Genomic DNA, 17590 nt, shown 5'->3' on the forward strand with positions numbered 1-17590 from the left:
GCAAAAGCCCTCCATTTTATTCGCGGCGTCTGCGGGCGCCCCAAGCGCCTCGGCGACAGGGCACTGTCACAATGAAAGCATCGCGGTGTTCACCGAGAAAGGGCTCTTCCATGGCGTACAGCATCGATCTCTCAGGCCGTGTGGCGTTCGTGACCGGCGCCTCCAGTGGACTCGGCGCGCAGTTCGCGCGGGTGCTGGCACGCGCTGGGGCGGCCGTGGTGCTGGCCAGCCGGCGCGTGGAGCGGCTCAAGGAGCTTCGCGCCCACATCGACGGCGATGGCGGCGACGCCCATGTGGTCGCCATGGATGTGACCGATCTCGATTCGATCCGCGCGGCGGTCGCGCGGGCGGAGACGGAGGTCGGCTCCATCGACATCCTGGTCAACAACTCGGGCGTCAGCACCACGCAGCGGCTGCAGGACGTGGAGGAGGACGACTTCGACTACATGTTCGGCACCAACGTCAAGGGCGCGTTCTTCGTCGCGCAGGAAGTCGGCAAGCGCATGCTGGCCAGGGCGCGCGGGGCCGCGCCGGGCAGCTTCACGGGCGGGCGCATCATCAACGTGGCCTCCATGGCGGGGCTGCGCGCGATGCCGCAGATCGGCGTCTACAGCATGACCAAGGCATCCGTGATCCACATGACGCGGGCCATGGCGCTGGAGTGGGGCAAGTACGGCATCAACGTGAACGCGCTGTGCCCGGGCTATATCGACACCGAGCTGAACCATCGCCACTGGCAGACCGAGCAAGGGCAAAAGCTGGTGCAGATGCTGCCGCGCAAACGTGTGGGCAAGCCTGAGGATCTGGATGCGCTGATCGTCATGCTGGCCAGCGACCAGAGCCACTTCGTCAATGGCGCCGTGATCGCGGCCGACGACGGGTTCTGCGCCTGAGCAGCCCGCGGGCGGGGATGGGGTGAGCCGGGCCCGCGCGCCCGATGGTCCACTGAATCCTATTTCTGCTTGGGCACGCGGCCCATCAGAAAGAACTCTGCATTCGGCTGCATGCCGGTGGCGCTCGCCATGCGGTTGGACAGGCCGAAAAATGCCGTGATGGCCGCGATGTCCCAGGCGTCCTCGCCATCGAAGCCGTGTTCGGCCAGGGCGGCGAAGTCGGCGTCGTCGATCTCGTGCGAACGCTCGCAGACCTTCATCGCAAACGCCAGCATCGCGCGCTGGCGCGGCGTGATGTCGGCCTTGCGCCAGTTCACGGCGACCTGGTCGGCCACCAGCGGTTTCTTCTCGTAGATGCGCAGCAGCGCGCCGTGCGCGACCACGCAGTACAGGCACTGGTTGCGCGCGCTGGTGGCGGTGACGATCATCTCGCGGTCGCCCTTGCTGAGGGGGCTGCTGCGGCCGGCACTCTCCGGATCCATCAGCGCATCGTGGTAGGCAAAGAACGCGCGCCATTCCGCTGGGCGCCGCGCCAGGGCCAGGAACACGTTGGGCACGAAGCCGGCTTTGTCCTGCACCTCCAGGATCTTGACGCGCAGGTCCTCGGGCAGGCCGTTCAGGTCGGGGAGCGGGTAGCGTTCGGCCATGTCTGTCTCGGTGTGGTGAATGTGCGATCGATGATACGGGGCGCTACCCCGCGATCAGCCGATGCACCAGATCGGCAGCCGTGCTGGCCTGGTACTTGCGCATCAGCCGTGCACGGTAAATCTCGACCGTGCGATGGCTGATGCCCAGCGCGCGCCCGATTTCCTTGGAGGTGAGCCCCTCCATGACATGCGCCGCCACCTCGCGCTCGCGCGGCGTCAGCCCGGTCTTGACGGCGCGGCGCGCGCTCAAGTCCTCGAAGCTCCAGATGCCGGCCTCGTGCGGCGCCGACCGGTTGAACGCGCGGCCGGTCACATGGCACCAGAACGACTCGCCTTTGAAGCGGCCGTCGACCCGCTGCATGATGCGTTCGTCGGCGTAAAAGCCCTTGGCATTCATGATCGGCGTGATGCGTTGGCCGGTGCGCTCGTACTCGTCGGTGCTGGGGTAGAGCACGCGGAACGACTGCCCCACCAGCTGCTCGCGCGCGGCGCCGAACATCTCACACAGTTGCTGGTTGCAGTCCACAATCGCACGCTGGCGCGACAGCACCAAGCCGATGGGCGCCAAATCGAACGCCATCCGGTAGTCGATCTCCATCGGGACTTCCCTTTACGAAACACTACGTACACGGCTACGTAGTATCGTCCCCCGTCTGATTGCAAAGGAGAACAGCGTGAACAAAATCTATCCCTCCGCCGAAGCGGCGCTGAAGGGGCTCGTCAAGGACGGCCAACTGCTGGCCGTGGGCGGCTTCGGCCTGTGCGGCATTCCCGAGGCGCTGATCGAGGCGCTGAAGGATTCCGGCGTCAAGGACTTGACGGTCATCTCCAACAACGCCGGGGTCGACGGGTTCGGTCTGGGCAAGCTGCTGGAGACGCGCCAGATCAAGAAGATGATCGCCAGCTACGTGGGCGAGAACAAGGAGTTCGAGCGCCAGTACCTGGCCGGCGAGCTGGAGCTCGAATTCACACCCCAGGGCACGCTGGCCGAGAAACTGCGCGCTGGTGGCGCCGGCATTCCGGCGTTCTTCACCAAGACCGGCGTCGGCACGCAGGTGGCCGAAGGCAAGGAGCTGCGCGAGTTCGATGGCGAAACGTATGTGATGGAGCGCTCGCTGGTGCCCCAGGTCTCGCTGGTGAAGGCCTACGCGGCCGACAAATCGGGCAACCTGCAGTTCCGCCGCACGGCGCGCAACTTCAACCCTGCGGCTGCCATGGCTGGCAAGATCTGCGTGGTCGAGGTCGAGAAGATCGTCGAGACCGGCGACATGGACCCGGACCAGGTGCATCTGCCCGGCGTCTACGTGCACCGCATCGTGCTCAACGCCCATCCTGAAAAGCGCATCGAGAAGCGCACGCTGCGCGCCGCCGCGCCGGTGGATGTGGCAGCCGCGAAGATCGAAGCACAGGCCGTGATTGCGCAGGCCGCCGCCGTCGATGAAATTCCCGTGCCCAAGGTGCCGGTCAACAAGCAAGCAGGAGTCTGAACATGGGCTGGACACAAGACCAGATGGCCGCGCGCGCGGCGCAGGAACTCGAAGACGGTTTCTATGTGAACCTGGGCATCGGCATCCCGACCCTGGTGGCCAATTTCGTGCCGGCCGACAAGGAAGTCTGGCTGCAGAGCGAGAACGGCATGCTGGGCATCGGCCCGTTTCCAACGGAAGAAGAGGTCGACGCCGACCTCATCAACGCCGGCAAGCAGACCGTGACCACGCTGCCCGGCACCTCGATCTTCGGCAGCCACGACAGCTTCGCGATGATCCGTGGCGGCAAGATCAACCTGTCGATCCTGGGCGCCATGCAGGTCAGTGCCGAAGGCGATCTGGCGAACTGGATGATCCCCGGCAAGATGGTCAAAGGCATGGGCGGCGCCATGGACCTGGTGGCTGGCGTGAAGCGCGTGATCGTGCTGATGGAGCACGTCGCCAGGAAGAAGGACGGCACCGAGGACATGAAGATCCTACCCAAGTGCACTTTGCCGTTGACCGGCGTGGGCGTGGTTGACCGCATCATCACCGACCTGGCCGTCATGGACGTGACGCCCGAGGGCCTGAAGGTGGTCGAGATGGCGCCCGGCGTGACGCGCGCATCGCTGCAGGCCAAGACCGGCGTCGAGCTGATCTGACGTTCCGGCCGTGAGCGGCCATTCCTCCGCCAGCGCAGCGCTGGCGGCCTTTGCGCCCCGCCTGCCGCTGGCCGTGGCCTACAGCGGCGGTGCCGACTCCACTGCTTTGTTGCTCGGCTGCGCTGCACGCTGGCCCGGTCAGGTGCACGCCGTGCATGTGCACCACGGCCTGCAGCCGGCAGCCGACGATTTCGCATCCCACTGCCGCGTGGTGTGCAAGGCTTTGAACGTGCCGCTGGCGGTCGCCCATGTGCAGGCCCGCCACGCGAGCGGCCAGAGTCCCGAGGATGCCGCGCGCCGCGCCCGCTATGGCGCCATCGCCGAGGTGGCGCGACGCGACTGGGCGCAGGGCGGCCCGCGCGACGTGGCGCTGGCCCAGCACGCCGACGACCAGGTGGAGACGCTGCTGCTGGCGCTCAGCCGTGGCGCCGGCCTGCCGGGCCTGGCGGCCATGCCGGCGCAATGGGAGCGAGATGGGCTGCGCTACCACCGGCCTTTGCTCGGTGTGCCAGGCGCCGCATTGCGCAGCTGGTTGGCAGGGCAGGGCGCGACCTGGATCGAAGACCCGACCAACAGCGACCCGTTCTACACGCGCAACCGCATCCGCGCGCAGCTGCTACCGGCGCTGGAACAAGCGTTTCCCTCGTTCCGCGAAACCTTCGCCCGCAGCGCGCGCCATGCCGCGCAAGGGCAGTCGCTGCTGCGTGAACTGGGGGACGTCGACCTGCAGACCGTCGGCGTGCCACCATCGATCGCCGGGCTGCGCGCACTGTCACGCGCGCGTTGCGCCAACGTGCTGCGGCACTGGCTGCGCACGTTCCACGCAACGTCACCCAGCACCGCCCAGATGGACGAACTGCTGGACCAGTTGCAGGCCTGCCGCACGCGCGGCCACGACATCCAGCTGAAGGCCGGCGCGGGCTTCGTGCGGCGACGTGGCGACGTGCTCGATTGCTACAATCCTGCGCTTTCCGACCCAACCCAGGCGTAGCGTCACCCGCAGCTGCAAGCCGTCCGGCAACACCGGCACAACGGCACAGGGGACCGCGCCATTCAACCCATGGCACTCATCGTTCACAAATACGGCGGCACGTCGATGGGCTCGACCGAGCGCATCCGCAATGTCGCCAAGCGCGTCGCCAAATGGGCGCGCGCCGGCCACCAGATGGTGGTCGTTCCCAGCGCCATGAGCGGCGAGACGAACCGGCTGTTGGGCCTGGCCAAAGAGCTGGCCCCCGCGCGGCCGACCGACTCTTACCACCGCGAACTCGACATGCTGGCCGCCACGGGCGAGCAGGCGTCGTCCGCACTGCTGGCGATTGCGCTGCAGTCCGAGGGCGTCGAATCGGTCAGCTACGCCGGCTGGCAATTGCCGATCCGCACCAACAGCGCCTACACCAAGGCCCGCATCGAGTCGATCGACGACGACCGCGTGCGCACCGATCTGAAGGCCGGCCGGGTTGTGATCGTGACGGGCTTTCAGGGTGTCGACGATGACGACAACATCACCACGCTGGGCCGTGGCGGCAGCGACACCTCGGCCGTGGCCGTGGCTGCTGCGCTGAAGGCGGCCGAGTGCCTGATCTACACCGATGTTGACGGCGTCTACACCACCGATCCGCGCGTCGTGCCGGAGGCGCGCCGCCTGCAGACCGTCAGCTTCGAGGAGATGCTGGAGATGGCCTCCATGGGCTCCAAGGTGCTGCAGATCCGTTCGGTGGAATTCGCCGGCAAATACAAGGTGCCGCTGCGCGTGCTGTCCAGCTTCACGCCCTGGGACATCGACCTGGCCCAAGAGGCCAAGTCCGGCACCCTGATCACATTCGAGGAAGACGAGCAAATGGAACAAGCCATCGTGTCGGGCATCGCGTTCAACCGCGACGAAGCCAAGATCTCCGTGTTGGGCGTGCCCGACAAACCCGGTATCGCCTACCAGATTCTGGGCGCCGTGGCCGACGCCAACATCGAGGTGGACGTCATCATCCAGAACCTGAGCAAGGACGGCAAGACCGACTTCAGCTTCACGGTCCACCGCAACGACTATGCGAAGACCATGGACCTGCTGAAGGACCAGGTGGTGCCCGCGCTGGGCGCGCAGGAGGTCGTGGGCGACGCGAAGATCTGCAAGGTCAGCATCGTCGGCATCGGCATGCGCAGCCATGTGGGCGTGGCCAGCAAGATGTTTCGCTGCCTGTCGGAGGAGGGCATCAACATCCAGATGATCTCCACCAGCGAGATCAAGACCTCGGTCATCATGGACGAGAAGTACATGGAACTGGCCGTGCGCGCCCTGCACCGCGCCTTCGATCTGGACCAGCCGACAGCGGCCTGAGCAGCATTTTTCTCATGGCATAATCGCCAGCTTTCCAGGAAACGTGACCGAGTGGCCGAAGGTGCTCCCCTGCTAAGGGAGTATGGGGTGTAGAGCCTCATCGAGGGTTCGAATCCCTCCGTTTCCGCCAAAATTTGCTCCATGGAACTCCTTGGAGCTCCAAGATCCCTTAGGAATCAACGCCTAAGGGATTTTTTTTGTCCGTCGAGCTCCTTGGAGCTCCTTGGACAACCGGTTTGACGAGGGGGCACTTTTGGGGGCATAAAGCTGTTCGTTTAAGCAGCTCTTGGAAAGATGCCCCCAATGCCGTTGACAGACCTCCAATGCAAGACAGCCGCGTGCCCGGACGGCAAGAAATTTACGCGGCTGTCCGATGGTCAAGGGATGTACCTTGAGGTGACTTCAGGGGGAGGGCGGTACTGGCGTCTCAAGTACCGCATCGGCAAACAAGAGAAGAGGCTTGCCCTAGGCGTCTATCCTGCAGTTACCTTGGCTCAGGCCAGGGGACTGCGGGACGACGCGAGGCGGCACCTTTCACAGGGAAACGACCCATCGCACTTGCGGCGCGAAGCGAAGCTGGTGCGTGTTGAGCAGCGAGCGAACACGTTCGAGACCGTCGCCAGAGGCTGGTTGGAGCACTGGAAGAACGACAAAAGTCCTCGGCACGTCGGGTACGTTGAACGCCGCTTAGAGGCCGACGTGTTTCCCTACGTGGGTCCCAAGCCGATCGCGGACGTTTCCGCCATTCACCTGCTCTCCCTCGTCAAGACGATTGAGAAGCGGGGCGCCACGGACGTGGCCAAGCGCGCGCTGGAAACCTGCGGGCAGATATTTCGCTACGCCGTCGTGCACGGTTTCGTCGACCAAAATCCAGCCGCAAGCTTGAGGCCATCCGACGCGTTGAAGACCCGGAAGAAAAAGAACTACGCGCGGGTTTCGGAGAAAGAGTTTCCGCAGCTGCTGCTCAGCATCGAAGCTTACCAAGGCACCAGCCAAACTCGGCTCGCGCTGAAACTGATGTGCCTGACTTTCGTCAGAACGAGTGAACTGATCGAGGCGCCATGGAGCGAGTTTGACCTGGCGCAGGCGGAATGGAGGATTCCGGCCGAAAGAATGAAGATGGCAGCTCCTCACATTGTCCCGCTGTCTCGCCAGGCCGTCGACCTTTTGAAGAGCTTAAAAACCATCACAGGACGGGGGCCGAATCTCTTCAGAGGGGAGCGGGATCCAACGAAACCCATTAGTAACAACACCATTTTGGCTGCATTAAAGCGAATGGGCTATGGGGGAACGATGACGGGGCATGGGTTTCGTGGCTTGGCGTCAACGATCTTGCATGAAAGAGGTTGCGCGCATCATGTCATCGAGGCGCAACTCGCCCACGCGGAACGGAACACTGTCGCTGCCGCATACAACCATGCGCTTTACTTGAAGGAGAGGCGCGAACTGATGCAGTTTTGGGCCGACGAAGTCGATTCAATCAGGTTGACGGCGTGCTGACGCATATGTTTTTCGTATTTCGAACTCAAAATTAAGACGCGGCCCCCGTTATGAGAAAATCAAAAGAAGAATGCTACTAGAGTGTCACGTTGCAGGCAGGCTAAGCACTCGCAGTGAGTGATCTGCGCAACAGAGCGGGGTTGGGGTGAAAAGCACTGGAATATCTAGGCAATCGGCAGGTCACACATTCGAAGCACCAGCGCTGTTCATGGGCAGGGGAGTTGGGATTTCGCTGCCCAGGAACCACGTCTTCCCCGATGTGGCAGGTCTGCCGAATGACCTAAAAAGTCTCAAGGAAGCGCAAAAGCGACTGTGCCTGTCACCGAGCGCCTACTATTCCCAAGTCGCTCAAGGAATTCTTGTGCCACCGGTCAAGCATGGGCGGCAATCGCTGGTGCTTGAACGCGAGATCATTGAACTGCAGAAAGCAATCGCGCGTGGAGCGAATCATCATGAGCGACAGCTTCTGGTCCATCGGCTCGTGGCGGCGCGAGGTCGCTCATCCGACTGTTGAATATTGCAACCGAGTGCGCCACCAGCCCGGATAAGCGGTTTATCTGTTTCGGGCCACAATTTAGCCTGCCACTTACGAGTCGCTCAATTGAGGTCGTGCGCCGGCTTCTTGATCCTGAGTGCGACGAGCTCGGCGTGCCGTTGTGTGATGGTGAACACTCCCTAGATGAGCATGGCGTTGTTGATCAGCCCTATGGCGCTGGAAGCGCCGCCGGTCGGCCCGTGCGGATTGCGGCGAAAGATCGCTGCCGGCCGATAGCGTTGGAAAAACTCGCATAGCAAGTGCAAACGCGCGCCCCCCAAGCGTTGAAAGGTGTTAGGCGCGCCCGCTTCCAAAAGTCGCCACGTTTGCGCAGCACGGGTCGGAGCCAGCAGCACCGCTATCGGCTCTTGGGCTTCGCACCTGGCGTAAGCGTCGAATCCGAAAACTTCTCTAGTTCGAGCCCCTCGATTTCGCTGGCGATCCGCTCGAACAGAGCCTGTAACGCCTTCGGCTGCGGCGCCGACATGTAGCTCAAGGCAAGCACCGTCATCGGATGAACGTCCATGACCTCCGCCAAGGCCTCGATCTTGCCCAAGGTCGGGACGCTGGTGCCGCGCTCGATCCTGCTGACGTGAGCCATGGAGGACACCGTCGCGAAGGAGACCTGGGCGATTCCCTTGGCAACCCGCACCGAACGAAAGGCTCTTGGAAGGTCAGAGGTCGGGAGAACAGGTGGGGGCTTCCTTGGCACCCGCGGATTGGCGCATTTAGAATGCCATGAATCCAGAACATAAATGTTTAGGAATTCAATGGCTTCAACCGATTTCGCACAACGCTCCTCCTTCGCTCGCGGTTCTTCGCCGCCGACTTCCTGGCCGCAGTTCGATCCGCTTCCGCTGCGCACCTTGAGGAACCGGCATCCCTACATGTTTCAACAGAACCAGATTTCGCATCTTTGGCTCTACTGTGGGTGGGTTCCAGCCTTCTCCAGGCTGTGTAGCGCAATCGACGCGGTGCTCGATGTCGACAAGCGGGAATTCCATTGGCGCTACGCTGAAGAACGCAACGGTGGAGCGCGGTACGGCTACAACATCGACGGCCAGCACGTGATCATCCCCGATGAAATCAGGGGCCACCCGAATTTCTTCGACGAGCCGGGCCCTGACGACAGGGAGGCTCGCCACATCTACCGCCTGGTGAAGGACGCCCGAGATGCGACGGAGCGGCTGTGCATCGTGTGCGGAGCACCAGCCCGGCTGAGTGGGTTGAAGGGCGTTGTGGCGCCGCTCTGTGCCCCACACACGGACGATCGCGTGATCGACGGCCTGTGGAACGACACCATCATGAGCTTTGATGTGCCGCGCTGGATGACTCCGCATTCGTAAGCATTCACGCCAAAACAGACGAGCCACCCGGGTTGGCGCTCCTGCCCGAGATCAGCACACTCACGGAGGTGCAACCCAAACACACACGAGATCGCAGCGTTTTATGCCCGCGCCACCGGCACATCACTCCAAGCGGTGGTGTAGTTCGGCGTCTTGCGGTCTTGACGCATCGTCCACTCGCGCGGATTGCTGGCTCCCGTGCAGGCCACGTGCAACGTGCCCTTGCCGTAGCGACCGTTCAACGTGTCCATCGCGGTCATGAGCCGTTCCCGGTGCTCATCGCGGACCTCCTCGTCCAGCGCAAGTTCGCCTTGGAGGCGCCCGGCCGGCGCCAGGTCGAGCAACATCACGCCGGCTTTCACGAGGTCGAAGCCTGGCTCGAAGATCTGCCGCATGCCGCGCACGGCTGCCTGCACCAGCAGTGGCGTTTCCGCTGTCGGCCTGCGCAAGGGAACCGTCACCGTTTTGTGGAACCGCGGCCCAGGGCGGTGCGGTGACGTGTGGGCGAACACCAGCAGCTGACCGGCGACGCTGGTCTGGCGTCGCAGTTTCTCGCCCGCGCGCGTCGCGAACTCGGACACTGCTTCGAGCAACTGCGGCAAGTCCTTGATCGTGCGGCCGAACGAACGCGTGCACGCGATCTGCTTTTTGGGTACCGGCGCGTCCTCGAAATCCACGCACGAGAGCCCTTGGAGCTCCCGGACGGTGCGCTCCAGGACAACGCTCCACCGGCTGCGCACCGTGGCGGGGTCCATGCGAACGAGGTCCAGGACCGTCTTCACGCCCCCGGCCTGCAACTGGGCAGCGATGCGCCGGCCAACTCCCCAGACCTCACCGACCTCGGTCAGCGCGAACAAGTCGTCTACTTGCGCCCCGGTCAAAGTGCACAAGTTGCACACTTGCGCGTGTTCTGCTGGATAGCTGTCTGGCTTGCGCTCCGCGGTCTTGGCAATGTGATTGGCCAGCTTGGCCAGCGTCTTCGTGGTGCCGATGCCAACGCCGCAGGGGATGCCGACCCACGCATGGATGCGCGCTCGGATCCGGCGGGCTCGGTCCGTCAAATCGCCGCGCATGCCCGACAGGTCGATGAACGATTCGTCGATGCTGTAAATCTCCTGCGCATGACCTAGACCCGCCGCAAGGCTCATCATTCGGTCGCTCATGTCCCCATACAACGTGAAGTTGGCGGACAAGGCCACGAGGCCCTCCGCTTCTTCCAAGTGCCGAATCTGGAACCACGGCGCGCCCATCTTGATCCCCAACGCCTTGGCCTCGTTGCTCCTTGCAATGGCGCAGCCGTCGTTGTTCGACAGGACGACGACGGGCCGGCCTTCCAGGCTGGGACGAAACACGCGCTCGCAACTCACATAGAAGTTGTTGCCATCGACCAGCGCGTACATCAGCGACTCACGTGAAGCGCTTGATGGCGCAGGTCACGACGCCCCACACCTCGAGCGTTTGACCCTCGCGGGGGGTGATATCAGGAAACGTGGGGTTCGCCGGTCGCAACTTGACGCGGCCGGCGCGTTGGTACAAAAACTTGACCGTGAAATCACCGTCCACGACGGCGACCACCACATGGCCGTGCCGCGGCTTCAGGGCTTTGTTGACGACCAGCATGTCCCCGTCAAAGATGCCCGCGTCCTTCATGCTGTCGCCACTGACGCGAAGCAGAAACGTGGCTTGAGGGTGGGTGATCAACTCGCGGGTGAGGTCGATCCGCTGCACCAGAAAGTCGTCGGCGGGCGATGGAAACCCGGCATGGACCACGTGCCCAGCCACCGGCAGCAACATGGTGCTGACGTCCAAAGGTGTGGGGTGGGTGGCGCCGTCGATACTGTTCACCCATCCAGTATATGGCGTAGCATCTGGACCATGCTCGTGAACTTTGACAACTGGACTGCCCAGCCGCACCGCGTCTCCCACGGAGGTCTTGGCGCGCTCAAGCGACGGAGTCGGGCGTCGCGCCGTGCCATCCTCGCAGCTGTTGTCCTCGTGACTGCATCCACATCCTGGGGTGGAGTCCGGGATTGTCTGGTCGTGGGGGTGAGCGACGGGGACACGTTGACTGCGCGGTGTGGCTCACTCGGCGCCTACGAACAGCTCAAGGTACGCTTGTCTGGCATCGATGCGCCGGAGAAGGGCCAACCGTTCGGCACACGGTCGCGCGCCGCACTGGCCGCGATGACATTCGGCCGGCCGGCCGTCTTGGAATGCCCGAAGAAGGACCGTTTCGGCCGCATGCTGTGCGTCGCGAGGGTTGCTCCAGCTTGGGTGCCGAACGGCCCACAGACGATCGATGTGGGACACGCCATGATCACGCAGGGATGGGCGTGGTGGTACCGCGCCTATGCGCGCGACCAGACGCATGAGGCGCGCATGCAGTACGAACATGCTGAGAGTGTCGCCAGGGCGAAGCAGGCCGGTCTGTGGTCTGAGCCCCGGCAGGTGGCCCCGTGGGACTGGAGGCGCTCGATGCGATGAGTGGGCCTGCAGACATGCCAAGAGCGACCTCGTTCGCTTTCTCGATCCTGGTCGCAGACCAAGACGCAGTTGGGAACTGCTCCAAGGATCCGTCAACAGGCGTTGCTGGGCCGGCTCGGCTGCAACGCGCCCCGCACAGAATACACCGGGCCTTGAGGCCCGCACCCACTAGGACGGAAGATACCGTGAACATTGCAGTTCAGGGATCGGGTTCATTGCTCTGATAGGCAGAGCCGTCGAACATTCGGACCCTTGGCGATCGGACGCACCTCAAGGACGTGCTCGAGCGGCTGCTGGCGCATCCGAACCATCGCATCGTTGAGTAGTTTACTGCCGCGCAGCTGTACACCGGCGAGCTTGACCGCCGGACGGGGCCTGCGGCCGTCGTAAAGATAGTGTGTCCGGACGCTTGCCGTAGGTTTTCCGGGGGCGAGGTCACAGCGCCGTGCAGGCGGAGGACTGCAGGACCATGCATCCGGTCAGCTTGCTCCTTATAGGGGAAACGTAACCGTGAAGGTCGTTCCTTCTGCGCTCGAGCTGACCGCAACCTCCCCGCCATGGGCGAGCGCGATGGCCCGAACGATGTAAAGGCCGAGTCCAACACTGCGGGCACCACCGTTCCCGCTGCCACCGCGCACCATGGGCTCGAAAATGCGGGCCTGCAGATCGGGAGGGATCGGATTTCCCTGGTTCGACACAGAGACGCGAACGACACCCGCGCACACCTCGGATTGGATCGCAATCGGCTTGTCCGACGCACCGTGGGTGTACGCATTGCTGACGAGGTTACCGATCATCTGCGCGACGCGGTCAGGGTCCAGAGAGCAAGCACCCTCGCCAAGATGGGTGCAGTGCAGCAGCCGACCCGGGGCGCTGAGGGCAAGCTCATCGACTGTTGACGCGACCAGGGCATGCAGGTCCGACTTTCGGCGCTGGACTGCTAGCCCCCGGCCAACCCGTACCAGGGTGAAGTCCAGCAAGTCCTCGACCAGCCTTTGGGCGCGGCGGGCGGACTGCGCTACGCGCGCTGCCATGCGCACTTTGCCCTCTGCGGTTTCGCCTCGTGCCAGCATCTCCGTGCCAACGAGAATGGCCGACAGCGGTGTGCGCAGGTCGTGGCTCACAATGCCGACCATCTGCTCCGCAAGGAGTGCACGGTCTTTGGCCTGTTCGCGCTGTTGCCAGATGTCAGTGATGTCGCTAAGCACGCCGACTATGCGTGTCGGTGTTCCGTCGCCATCCTGCAGCACATTGCCGGAGGATTCCACCGTGCGCAGTCTGCCCGATGCATCGGTCAGCCGGTAAGTGCAATGGTAGACCTGCGTGTTCGTGATGGCGGCCTGGAGCGACTGCCGCTCAAGCTCCTGGTCCGCCGGAAGAATGCGCTCCCGAAAGGCTGCTTCGGCGATGGGCTGTGGTGCCTCGAAGCCCAGCAGAGATGCCACCTCGTCGTCGTAGTGCTGCCGCCCTGTGGACAGGTCCATTTCCCAAAGGTACAGCGAGCCGAGCCGAAGCGCTTGCCGCAAGCGGGACTGCGTGACTTTGAGTCGCTCCTGAAATTCGCGCTCACTGGCCAACAACGCGTCGGCTCGTTTGCGCGCGATCAGCAGTTCCTTTTCATACTTGTTTCGCTCCTCCGCCATGGAAACGGAGACTTGGTCCAGCGTGCCGCCGTCGCGCACGCGCCGGATGACGTTGAGCATGACCGGAAAGGTGCTCCCGTCCTGTCGCAGCATGTCCAGCTTGACCTCGGACAAGGAGCCTTGCATTTCCAGTATTGGGAGCCAATGCGTTTGGTGGAAGATGCGTCCGCCGACGGTGAAGAGTTCCTGCAGTCGCTTACGCCCCACCAATTCAGCCGGATCCACATCCAGCCACGCGCAAAAAGTGTTGTTGACTTTCAAAATGGTGCCGTTGGCGGCCAGCACCAAAAGGCCGACCGGAAACTGTTCGAACAGTTCCGCTGCGCTCGGCAGGGACGGGCGCGCCTCGGTCACCCGTAACCCAGCTCTTCAAGAAACGTGTCGATTGCTTCGATGCTCGCACACGGCGCACTCAAATGGGGGCAATGGCCAACGTTGTCGACGACAGTGAGCCGCGCATCGGACAGCGTTCGGTGCATGTACTCGCCGACCGCGATGGGTGCGATGAAGTCGTCGCTGGACTGGACGATGAGCGTCGGCGCAGTCAGTTTCGACAGGTCTGCGCGGTTGTCCGCCAGAAAGGTCACACGCGCGAACTGCTTGGCAATGTCCGGGTCCGTGCGACAGAACGAATTGGTCAGTTCTATGCCAAGCTCCGGCTTTCCAGGCGTGCCCATGATGGCGGGTGCCATGTTGCTGGCCCAGCCAAGATAGTTTGACTCCAGCGTTTCCAACAACGAGTTGATGTCGGCTCGACTGAAGCCGCCGACGTAATCGCCATCGTTGATGTAGCAGGGGGACGGGCCCATCATGACGTGCGCCGCCAATTTGGTGGGCTCTCGGACTGCCGCCAGCAGTCCGATCATCGCGCTCACCGAGTGCCCCACGAAGACCACGGGACCTTCCGCACAAACGTCAACAAGTTCAAGGACGTCGTCGGCGTAGCCCTGGAGGGAGTCGTACTTGCGACGGTCATACGCCGATACGTCGGACATCCCGGCACCAACCAGGTCGAACGCGACGACGCGGAATCGCGCAGCGTAGGTCGGAACCAAGAACCGCCACATGTTCTGATCGCACCCGAAGCCGTGGCTGAACATCAGTGTTGCCGGGCCGGCGCCTGCGACCTTGACGTTGTTGCGCTTCTTCAAATCCATCGATGTTCCTCGCATCCTCGCAAATGCGAAGGAACGGAATTGTTCCACAGCTGGGTTGGGGTGAGGGGTACGCCGGGTGTTTGACGTTTTCGAAGTGGACAGGGACCGGTGGCAACGCGATTCAGCCGGCATCGTCAGCATGCTGCTGTTCACTCCGCGGGGGCCTGAGCCGACCGACAGTTGGTCAGCTCAGCGAACGTCCGTGAGGTAGCTATGCTGCGACGTGGACTTAGATACCGGCGCCTGGCGCCCTCTTGCTCCCCGATTGAAGGGAAGCTTTCCGCGTTGGCCGCCCTCCAAGAAGGCCTTCGTGACTAACCAACATGTCCCCGATTCGGATGCCATCCGCATCGACCTCGTATTCGCGCAATTGATCGGAATGTGAGCTCGCTCGCACTTTGACAACTGCCATCACGCGCCGAAGCCGACTCTCCACCTCGATGTACCGTTGCACAATGATTGCGTCCGTCAGGAAAGCTGTACCGTAAGGGCTGAAGCGCAAGTCCGTATAGCGGTCTTCAAGTTCGGAGGTCAGCAATACCGTGACGCCGACAGCTGAAAGCGCCGTGACCAGGCTGGACAGCGACTCCCGGAAATCCACCCGGAAGGTTGGTGCCAATGCGAGCTCCAGGCCCGAAAGGGAATCGATGACCGCTCGAGTGGCGCCCACCCGTTGGATCTCCCGTATCAACATCGAAAAGACCTCATTGACCGAGAGCTCGCTGCGACTTTCCACCAAACTCACACTGCCGCTGTCGATGAGGTCGGCGACGGTGCGGTTGCGAGATCGAAAACAGTTTTGCTCGAATGTCGCGATGACGCCGGTCTCGCCCGTTTTGGCGCCTTCGGCAAGAAAAGCGGCTGCAAGAATGCTTTTTCCCGAACCCGAGGGTCCCGCGACAAGCAGAGAGTAGCCACGCGGAAGGCCGCCCCCGAGCATCTCGTCTAGGCCAGGCACCCCCATCGGAAGCCTTTGATCGCCCAAAGCCCTCTCAACGTTCGATCGCTGCGAAGCAGAGATATCGACTGGTGGAATAACTTCGATGCCTGCGCCGCTGATCCGATAGGAATGCAGCCCGGGGAGAACTGCCTGCCCGCGCATCTTTTTGATTTCCAGTTTGCGAACCATGGAGTTACGCTGAAGACTCTGGTGCAACCAAATCAGCCCATCTGATACGGTGAAGACCGGGTTCGCGTCGGTCTCTGTGAAGTATTCGCCTATGAGGAAGGTTGTGGCCTGCCAACTCGTCATCGCCACGCCGAGCTGCTGCACAAATTTCTGCAGAATATTGTGCGGATTCCCACTGCTGTCGCTTGCCAGCACCACAGACCTGAACGAGTCGACGAACACCAGGGCCGGACTGTGCCGCGTGACTTCATCGACGATACGCTTCAACACGCCGTCCAGGTCGCCCGATATTGCTTCGTCCGATAGATTAATGAAACGGACCGACTTGTTGATGGCCTCTGTGTCGAAGAACTCGAACTGTTGTTGGTACCGCAACATCTTGAGCGGCGGCTCTCCGAGCACCGTGAAATAGATCGCCGGTCGCTCCGTGCTGGCCAAAGCAAACATGATCTGGTGCGCGAGCGTTGTCTTGCCACAGCCGGGCTCCCCGGCAATCAGATTGAACGAAAACTCCGGTAAACCACCTCCCAGGATTTGGTCCAGACCGGGTACGCAGGTAGCCAATCGGTTGATGTTGACTTTGTTCGTCATGCCTTAAAGTCTTTCGCGGAAAAACCGCTCATAAATGTTTTCCATACCGGACGGAGCAATCGCTCGGAGAGCGAGATGCCTACCAAGGTGGCCAAAAGCTGGTTGAAGGTTTGCAGGAACGCGGCCCCCGCCGCTGCGGCTGCGGCAGGGGTTTGGCGTTCCAGAACGGATCTCAACGCAGCGGGCCAATCGGACGGAGAGCCGCCGCCCGCCGACGTCGCCAAACAAGCATGCGCTTGTGCTGCAACGTGCATTGTTCGTTTGTACAGCGCCGCCACACCGTTCGGGCCGACGATTGGCGTCAAGGCGTGGTCGATGCCGTCAACTGCCGACACGACCATCGCGGCGACTTGCGTCGCAGATGCGCCGTATGAGACAGCCTTTGCCAGATGGGCCGCAATTTCTTCGTCGTCTTGAGCTGTCAAGCCGTGCACCTCCCCTAAACGACCACGATAGCCTAAAAAGAGGCTCCCGCGTCTGTTCGCGAGCGTGCCAATCTGGACCGGTGACTCGCGTGGATCGGCTGTTTCACTTAGACCGGGAGCCGAGACGACTGCCGTTCTTACAGGCGGCGGTTCCAAACCCCTTGCATGTCCGAGATAAGGCAGAAATGAGGTTCGCCATCTGCATGAAACAGGTGTCCACGATCGTTGAAATGCGCACGCACGCGAGGATGCGGATGCGCCCAACAAGGCTATTGACCACGCTGGGCGTCCTGCCTCACGGCACGCGCGACACCCTTGGGCTTCGAAGGTAGCGTGTGTCTTCTGACGCAGCGTCGCCGCTCACCGCACTTCGAGCACGAGTCGGAAGCCAACCAGCGCGTATCGCGTCTCAGGAGTGTTCCAATTTCGATACCTGCACCGCGCGTACAACGGCCATGTGTGTGCCACGACCCGCCACGCCGGACTTTGACCTCGCCCTGTTCGGACCCTTGTGGATCGTCCTTCGGGGAGGCAGCGGATTAGTTCTGCGCGTACCAGTCGGCCGTCCACTCCCATACATTGGCCACCATGTCGCGCAGGCCGAAAGCATTCGGCGCAAGTGCGCCCGCCGGTGACGTAAATGCATACCCGTCGCGAAATGGGAGCGCGCGTTGAGCCAACTGGGGCCAGTAGAGCGCGGCGTCAGCGTCAAAAACGTCAGCTTGCCCCTGTAACGCACCGGGGCAGGATCCCCAGAGCCACGACAGGCGTATTCCCATT

At 62.6% G+C, this 17590-nt stretch carries 18 protein-coding genes and 1 tRNA gene; 9 read left to right on the plus strand and 10 right to left on the minus strand.

Annotated elements, in window-relative coordinates; all coding sequences use genetic code 11:
- Nucleotides 1-110: 110 nt before the first annotated feature.
- The gene (locus AC099J_RS15795) at nucleotides 111-893 is read left to right on the plus strand and encodes an SDR family oxidoreductase (protein WP_479616218.1); all 783 of its coding nucleotides are present in this window, start codon (nucleotides 111-113) and stop codon (nucleotides 891-893) included.
- Nucleotides 894-952: 59 nt separating this feature from the next.
- On the opposite strand, the gene AC099J_RS15800 is transcribed toward AC099J_RS15795, so the two are convergent.
- Nucleotides 953-1540 (minus strand): peroxidase-related enzyme, encoded by a 588-nt coding sequence (locus AC099J_RS15800; protein ID WP_479616219.1) that lies wholly within the window; start codon nucleotides 1538-1540, stop codon nucleotides 953-955.
- Nucleotides 1541-1583: 43 nt separating this feature from the next.
- Nucleotides 1584-2138, minus strand: a complete 555-nt coding sequence (locus AC099J_RS15805; protein ID WP_479616220.1) for a LuxR C-terminal-related transcriptional regulator — start codon at nucleotides 2136-2138, stop codon at nucleotides 1584-1586.
- Between the two features lie 76 nt (nucleotides 2139-2214).
- Here AC099J_RS15805 and AC099J_RS15810 point away from each other — a divergent pair, with 76 nt between their 5' ends.
- The 6 genes from AC099J_RS15810 to AC099J_RS15835 all read left to right on the plus strand — a co-directional run bounded on the left by AC099J_RS15810 (nucleotide 2215) and on the right by AC099J_RS15835 (nucleotide 7500).
- Nucleotides 2215-3027, plus strand: a complete 813-nt coding sequence (locus AC099J_RS15810) for a CoA transferase subunit A (protein WP_479616221.1) — start codon at nucleotides 2215-2217, stop codon at nucleotides 3025-3027.
- A 2-nt stretch (nucleotides 3028-3029) separates the two neighbouring features.
- Nucleotides 3030-3668 (plus strand): CoA transferase subunit B, encoded by a 639-nt coding sequence (locus AC099J_RS15815; protein WP_479616222.1) that lies wholly within the window; start codon nucleotides 3030-3032, stop codon nucleotides 3666-3668.
- A gap of 10 nt (nucleotides 3669-3678) precedes the next feature.
- Nucleotides 3679-4659, plus strand: coding sequence for a tRNA lysidine(34) synthetase TilS (gene tilS, locus AC099J_RS15820; RefSeq protein WP_479616223.1), 981 nt, complete (start codon nucleotides 3679-3681; stop codon nucleotides 4657-4659).
- A 69-nt stretch (nucleotides 4660-4728) separates the two neighbouring features.
- On the plus strand, nucleotides 4729-6000 hold the full coding sequence (locus AC099J_RS15825) for an aspartate kinase (protein WP_479616224.1): 1272 nt from the start codon (nucleotides 4729-4731) through the stop codon (nucleotides 5998-6000).
- Nucleotides 6001-6037: 37 nt separating this feature from the next.
- Nucleotides 6038-6130 (plus strand) — tRNA-Ser (locus AC099J_RS15830).
- Between the two features lie 173 nt (nucleotides 6131-6303).
- Nucleotides 6304-7500 carry a tyrosine-type recombinase/integrase gene (locus tag AC099J_RS15835; RefSeq protein ID WP_479616225.1) on the plus strand — a complete coding sequence of 399 codons (1197 nt, stop codon included), beginning with the start codon at nucleotides 6304-6306 and terminating at the stop codon, nucleotides 7498-7500.
- An 893-nt stretch (nucleotides 7501-8393) separates the two neighbouring features.
- Here the strand turns inward: AC099J_RS15835 and AC099J_RS15840 are convergent.
- Entirely contained in the window at nucleotides 8394-8687 is a 294-nt protein-coding gene (locus tag AC099J_RS15840) for a helix-turn-helix domain-containing protein (protein ID WP_479616226.1), read from the minus strand.
- A 118-nt stretch (nucleotides 8688-8805) separates the two neighbouring features.
- On the opposite strand from AC099J_RS15840, the gene AC099J_RS15845 reads away from it, so the two are divergent.
- Complete coding sequence (locus AC099J_RS15845; RefSeq protein ID WP_479616227.1) at nucleotides 8806-9381, plus strand: hypothetical protein; 576 nt, start codon at nucleotides 8806-8808, stop codon at nucleotides 9379-9381.
- A 101-nt stretch (nucleotides 9382-9482) separates the two neighbouring features.
- Here the strand turns inward: AC099J_RS15845 and AC099J_RS15850 are convergent, their stop codons facing one another.
- Together AC099J_RS15850 and AC099J_RS15855 are read right to left on the minus strand one after the other, a co-directional pair.
- Nucleotides 9483-10781 carry a Y-family DNA polymerase gene (locus AC099J_RS15850; protein WP_479616228.1) on the minus strand — a complete coding sequence of 433 codons (1299 nt, stop codon included), beginning with the start codon at nucleotides 10779-10781 and terminating at the stop codon, nucleotides 9483-9485.
- A gap of 7 nt (nucleotides 10782-10788) precedes the next feature.
- Entirely contained in the window at nucleotides 10789-11175 is a 387-nt protein-coding gene (locus AC099J_RS15855; RefSeq protein WP_479616306.1) for a LexA family protein, read from the minus strand.
- Nucleotides 11176-11496: 321 nt separating this feature from the next.
- On the opposite strand from AC099J_RS15855, the gene AC099J_RS15860 reads away from it, so the two are divergent.
- Entirely contained in the window at nucleotides 11497-11865 is a 369-nt protein-coding gene (locus AC099J_RS15860; protein ID WP_479616229.1) for a thermonuclease family protein, read from the plus strand.
- 491 nt (nucleotides 11866-12356) lie between these two features.
- Here AC099J_RS15860 and AC099J_RS15865 read toward each other — a convergent pair whose 3' ends face one another.
- The 5 genes from AC099J_RS15865 to AC099J_RS15885 all read right to left on the minus strand — a co-directional run bounded on the left by AC099J_RS15865 (nucleotide 12357) and on the right by AC099J_RS15885 (nucleotide 17589).
- Nucleotides 12357-13862 carry a sensor histidine kinase gene (locus AC099J_RS15865; RefSeq protein ID WP_479616230.1) on the minus strand — a complete coding sequence of 502 codons (1506 nt, stop codon included), beginning with the start codon at nucleotides 13860-13862 and terminating at the stop codon, nucleotides 12357-12359.
- Nucleotides 13859-14665: an alpha/beta fold hydrolase gene (locus AC099J_RS15870; protein ID WP_479616231.1), complete on the minus strand. Its 807-nt coding sequence runs from the start codon at nucleotides 14663-14665 to the stop codon at nucleotides 13859-13861. Before AC099J_RS15870 ends, AC099J_RS15865 begins: the two co-directional genes overlap by 4 nt.
- Nucleotides 14666-14894: 229 nt before the next feature.
- Nucleotides 14895-16385 (minus strand): ATPase domain-containing protein, encoded by a 1491-nt coding sequence (locus AC099J_RS15875; RefSeq protein ID WP_479616232.1) that lies wholly within the window; start codon nucleotides 16383-16385, stop codon nucleotides 14895-14897.
- On the minus strand, nucleotides 16382-16810 hold the full coding sequence (locus AC099J_RS15880) for a hypothetical protein (protein WP_479616233.1): 429 nt from the start codon (nucleotides 16808-16810) through the stop codon (nucleotides 16382-16384). The genes AC099J_RS15875 and AC099J_RS15880 overlap by 4 nt, the downstream gene beginning before the upstream one ends.
- A 539-nt stretch (nucleotides 16811-17349) precedes the next feature.
- Entirely contained in the window at nucleotides 17350-17589 is a 240-nt protein-coding gene (locus tag AC099J_RS15885) for an SUMF1/EgtB/PvdO family nonheme iron enzyme (protein ID WP_479616234.1), read from the minus strand.
- Nucleotide 17590 lies beyond the last annotated feature (1 nt).

The sequence above is a fragment of the Rhodoferax sp. RT4P68 genome, from assembly GCF_056521305.1.